The 5,000-nt window shown below is 40.7% G+C and carries 4 protein-coding genes and 1 pseudogene (1 of these 5 running past the window's edge); 3 read left to right on the top strand and 2 right to left on the bottom strand.

The features are described 5' to 3' along the window. The first annotated feature begins 457 nt into the window (after positions 1–457). The 3 genes and pseudogenes from FHG67_RS02305 to FHG67_RS02295 all read left to right on the top strand — a co-directional run. A complete protein-coding gene (locus tag FHG67_RS02305) occupies positions 458–1,408 on the top strand; it encodes a Kelch repeat-containing protein (protein WP_004500928.1) in 951 nt (316 codons plus the stop codon). A 69-nt stretch (positions 1,409–1,477) separates the two neighbouring features. Beyond that, positions 1,478–1,837 carry a DUF4907 domain-containing protein gene (locus FHG67_RS02300; RefSeq protein ID WP_002632972.1) on the top strand — a complete coding sequence of 120 codons (360 nt, stop codon included), beginning with the start codon at positions 1,478–1,480 and terminating at the stop codon, positions 1,835–1,837. 507 nt (positions 1,838–2,344) lie between these two features. Next, positions 2,345–2,666, top strand: a pseudogene (locus FHG67_RS02295) (DUF1564 family protein); the annotation flags it as partial. A gap of 56 nt (positions 2,667–2,722) precedes the next feature. Here FHG67_RS02295 and FHG67_RS02290 read toward each other — a convergent pair. Beyond that, on the bottom strand, positions 2,723–3,115 hold the full coding sequence (locus FHG67_RS02290; protein ID WP_004500914.1) for a YfeK family protein: 393 nt from the start codon (positions 3,113–3,115) through the stop codon (positions 2,723–2,725). A 588-nt stretch (positions 3,116–3,703) separates the two neighbouring features. Next, a protein-coding gene (locus FHG67_RS02275) for a hypothetical protein (protein ID WP_004501788.1) crosses the window boundary here: on the bottom strand, positions 3,704–5,000 show its 3' portion. It continues 11 nt past the right edge of the window; the window shows 1,297 of its 1,308 coding nt (coding positions 12–1,308); its start codon lies off the right edge, out of view; the stop codon is at positions 3,704–3,706.

Here is a 5,000-nt window from a genome sequence, read left to right as displayed (position 1 = left end):
TCCAACTCACACATCGATTGGGTTGTAAAAAAAGAAATCATGGGTTTATTTTTCAAATCAAACCCTCATAAATGTATAACAAAACATACATATAAATATCTAAAATAAATAAACCATTATAGGCATTAAATAGATATTAGATCAATTTTAAATAAATATACGCAAAATATAAATCCATATTTGTTTTAAATTATTAAATATGGGGAAATTATTCTTCATTCATGTCTTTTAAGTCATAAATGAAAGCGATAAACGCAGTTTATTCGATGTAAGATTCTTCGTATTTCAAGGAGTAGACATGAGAACAAAAAAGCGATTTATATATGCGATCCTATTGGTGTTGGTATCACAGTTCACAGCTTGTTTTGAAACATCGAACAACAATGTCGGTAACCCGATACTATCCCTGTTAAACTCTAAGTCTTCGGAGATAGTCAACGAACACAACGAACAACTGATGAGCGAAGAACCGCCAGAGCCGCCTCCGCCTTATCCAATTCCCCCAGAGTCGGAGCCGATTTACTGGAATCGTATGCAAGATTTTCCAGGATGGGGAAGACGGAATGCAGTGGCTTTTTCAATCAATGGAAAAGGATATATCGCAGCTGGAGAAACCACCTGGGGAAGTTGGCTAAGTGATTTATGGGAATACGATTCTCAAACAAGTTCCTGGACACAAAAAGCGGATATACCCTACCCTCTTGGATACGATCACGCGGTAGGATTTGCTATCAATGGAAAAGGCTACTACGGAACCGGAATTAATACCAACAGCATATCCAAAAACTGGCAAGAATACAATCCAAATACCAATCAATGGGTCTCCAAAAAAAACTTTCCGGGTGTTGCTCGGTTTGGAGCGGTTGCCTTTGCAATTGGAAATAAAGGATATTTGGGTACGGGCACCACCGGTTATGGCGTCGCAGGTACTCCGCGAAAAGATTTTTGGGAATACAATCCGGCCACAGATTCCTGGCGACAAGTAGCGGACCTTCCCGGAGTCGGCCGCTGTTATGCGACCTCGTTTGTAATCGGAAATTACGGATATGTTGGAACCGGCTCTCCGGACGGACTTACCAACTCACTCTTGAGTGATTTTTGGAGATATTTACCGGCTGCAAACGGCCCAGGTACCTGGGTACAAATTCCTTCCCTTCCCGCACGTAAACTATCTGCAATGGGATTCGGCATTTCAGGCAGAGGTGTTGTAGGAGGAGGTTATCCAAACGCCGGAGGTTATCCGGCGGATCTATGGTCTTATCAACCCGGGTATACTTCTTGGACGAGGGAACCGGATCTAGAATCGGTTCAGGGTATGTATCAGACCACATTCACGATCGGGCAGAACGCATTCGCAGTCGTAGGCAAGCATGTCTACAAATTTTACAAATCTTCAGAGGGATTGTAATTCAGCGAATTTGAAAAGTCAGGCCTTGCCTGACTTTTCTTTCTGAAACTTTGAAATCGGAGAAACGATATGAAAGAGAAAATTTTGATTCTATTGTGTTTGTGTATCCTGAACATTCTTTGTAAACCTCACAAAACCGAAGAGAATCAACAAGCCTCGGGAAAGTTTTCATCCTATACAAATGCGAAAATTCGCATTCAGACCTTTGACGTAAACTCCGGAGAATATGGTTATGATGTCTATGTCGACGGCTCCCGCTTTGTCCACCAACCCCACATTCCAGGTCGGCATGGAACAGAAGGATTCCAAAATCAAAAACAAGCCGAGCGGGTAGCCACACTTGTTTCAGAAAAAATCCGCAAAGGGCTGATTCCGCCTACAATCACCCGAGAAGAAGTTGAAAACGCAATATCTCATTCTAGAAATTGAAATGTTTATCGAGCGATCCGTAATTACCATAACCAACCCCACAAGTAATGGGATCTCAAGATCAATTTGTCGGAATTCCGACAAATCCCCCGTGAAACTTACGCCCCGCAGAGCGACCCATAGGAAGGTGTTTACTGAGTTTAGGAAGCGTTGTGCCTGAGTTTCCCTTATTTTTGGGTGGTGGGGTGATGAGCGACCCGTAGGGAGCAAATCATTGAGCCTGGAGGCGGAAAGACTCGGGAAATTTTTCTCTATCAGAAAATCATATTTTTTGCAAGTAAAAAGCCTCATTCTTGTCGGAACACTTGAAAAATATCAGTTTTTGATCCTTATTATCCTCAGAGCCTTCTTAATTGTGGGGTTGGTTATGGTAGATTACTCATCTCTACATAATAGAGTGTCCAAAATTCTGCGTCGAAACGTGGGATTTATGCTCAAATTAACGGTACTTTATTTTATAGGGATCAGTAGTATGATTCTTGGACGTAAGACAGTTCCGGATATGATATTCTTGATTCGAAGAGTCAAGAAGGCCGCTCCAAAACGATTACTCTTCTGATTCCGGAAGATACTTGGCTTCTCTTTTCCGAAAAAGATTTGAAACTTCTTCTAAAGAAGATTCCTCAATTTTTGAAAACGTATGGTAAGCTTCTTTTTGCTTCAGAACGTCTCGGTAAAAAAGCTGGACGAACCTTGTATCAACTCAGTTCGGGAAAACGAAAGACAAAGCGAATCAACATCCGAGTGAACTCTGCAAGTCGGACTCTTTTTGGAACTTTCATTATGGCCCAAAAGCATGTCTCGCCTTTATCTTTTCGATTATCTTCTTTGGAATATAAAGATTGGCGCCTTCCTAAGAATAAAACAAAGTTTGTGGATAGATTCTTAATTCCTCTTCTTTCTGGTCGACTTTGTGGAAGGATTCTTTTCTTTTAAGATCTCCTCCCATTTCTCTTTCAACCAAACGCCGGATTCCTTAGTCTTACCATCCGCAAATTTTACGAGATACGGTTTTCCGGATATACTGGATTTGGAACCGATATGATCTATAAACTCCGAGATAGTTTGAATTCTTCCTTCCACCACTTTTAGCTTTTTTTCCATGTGCGCTCTGGCTTCCTTCGGATTGTGTTCGACACCGTTTCGAATGAACTTACATTCACAGGATTCGAGTACGGCCATAAGAGAGTTGAAATCATTTCTAAAATCGGAATTTTCTTCCGCAGAGATTGAAATAAAAAAGAGAAGAACGAATGCACACGTTAGTTTTCTTGTCATTGATCATATTCCTTCCAATTATTCGAATAAATTCTTGGTTTGCCTAAGAAAAAAATAGCGCAAAATTGCAGCGATCCGCGAGGTTCCGATAAGATGGAATGGTTTTACTCATCTCTACATAATAACGTGTCCAAAATTCTGTGTCTAAACGCGGGATTTGTGCTCAAATCAACGGTACTCTATTTTATAGGGATCAGTAGGACACGCTTCAAACTTAGATTTAAACGAGAATTGATATTCTTCACCAATCCAAATGCAGAATTACCGAGCGAAACCTATCTTCACATCAGTACAATTTGGCTTTCTACGATTATTTTGTAAAGGCGAACCGAAGTTTTCCCTGCGTCGATTTATAGGAATCAAGTTCAAATTCTATCCGTTTCTTTCTTTGGATTTTTTGTTTCGGGTTTTTGGAGCGAAAGTTCCTTGAAAGTAACAAAGTCAGAGACAGTATTTTCACATCTAAGATTTGTTCGCCGTATAACGTATAATACGACATTCTAGAACCGTTGGAGTATCTTAACATCTAAAACCGTTCCTACAATTTTGCGAAACTCACGTGCCTTCTCTTATACAAAGCTTTCGACGTCATTGAGGGATTTTCGGTCCAAACTCGATTACCAATTGTTCTTCCGGAACCGTAAGATCGATCCTATCCACTTTTTCGGGAATTCTTCCGGAGAAAACGTCCTCGGTGAGATTCTTGATTTTAGAAAGAATAGTTTCGTCCGTACAGTTCGATATGGAAATGATATTCGGAAGATCTCTTCCCCAAGAAAAACGGATTCCCGGACTATCCACAAAAAAAGATTCGGTAATTCCGTCTCCTTCCTTATCGATCATGGTAAAGACTGTCGAATCACCTGCGACTACCACGGCCTTTCTTCCTTTTTTTATCTTATCTGTTTTTACACGAGTATTGGTCATTTCCCGGTTCCAAAGATAATAATATAATTTTCGAATTTGCGAATCGATCAGTTTATCTCTCGCGGATTTATACAACTCTCCGTATTTTTTTCCGACTTCTTCTTCCCCTTTCATTTGTCCGTCCAGTTCTCTAGGAGTAGTAGAGTGAAGATAAAAATCGGGAATGCCGTTGACTGCATTTGTATAAAACATTTGATCCTTTCTGTCTCCCGGATATGGGTTTGTGGAAGCTCCGGGATTTTTAAGAAAGGAAATCAGGGTGTTTCTTCTTTCATTCGCTTTTTTTCTGAGCTCCTCCACTCTAAAACGAATCGCACTCGTTTTGGGAGAATCTTTTCCGTAAAAACGTTCGGACCTTTCTAACTCCCCGCTTACAGCTCTTTCGGAGGAATAATTCTTCAACAACTCCTCGTCGTATTTCAAAAGTAGATCCAATTCTTTCGTTTTCTTTAAGGGTTCGCTGGATGTTTGGTTCGCCTCATTTTTGTTAGCCGAAGAAACTTGAGAAGTTGAGTCCTGTGCGGAGGATGTCTCGGAGATTTTACTCGGATTTACGGTTCTTTCCGATTCGGGAAGTTTATAATATTCCGATTCCAATTCTCTGAGTCTTACGTAGTTGGAAATTTTTACGAGGTATTCTTTTTCTTTTTCCCGAACCTGATTCGGATCGTCGTAACCATCCTTCAACAACGTTAGTTGCCCTTTATAAATTATCATCAAAGTCGCTTCGGAGGAATCACGATTTGGATTTGTTCCGGATAGGGTTTTACCATCCTTATCTGCCAATTGGACGAAATGAAATGCGATGCGATCCGTTCGGAAATCGGTGATGTTGTGAATATCGGGGGAGATCTGCAGATCGGAAGAAGAACTAAGACTTCCCCCGAATATAAATAGAATGAGAAGATAAGTCGACAAAAGCTTTTTTTTGCCGATCGGAAGCAAACGATCCGGAAAG

It is taken from the genome of Leptospira weilii, from assembly GCF_006874765.1.
GTDB lineage: Bacteria > Spirochaetota > Leptospiria > Leptospirales > Leptospiraceae > Leptospira > Leptospira weilii.
The sequence above is the reverse complement of the archived record's forward strand: the minus strand, read 5'-3'. Positions and strand labels throughout refer to the sequence as shown.

Bases quoted from the DNA above. Each gene is read 5' to 3' on its own strand.
- FHG67_RS02305 (WP_004500928.1), top strand. From the start codon at position 458: ATGAGCGAAGAACCGCCAGAGCCGCCTCCGCCTTATCCAATTCCCCCA.
- FHG67_RS02290 (WP_004500914.1), bottom strand. From the start codon at position 3,115: ATGACAAGAAAACTAACGTGTGCATTCGTTCTTCTCTTTTTTATTTCA.
- FHG67_RS02300 (WP_002632972.1), top strand. From the start codon at position 1,478: ATGAAAGAGAAAATTTTGATTCTATTGTGTTTGTGTATCCTGAACATT.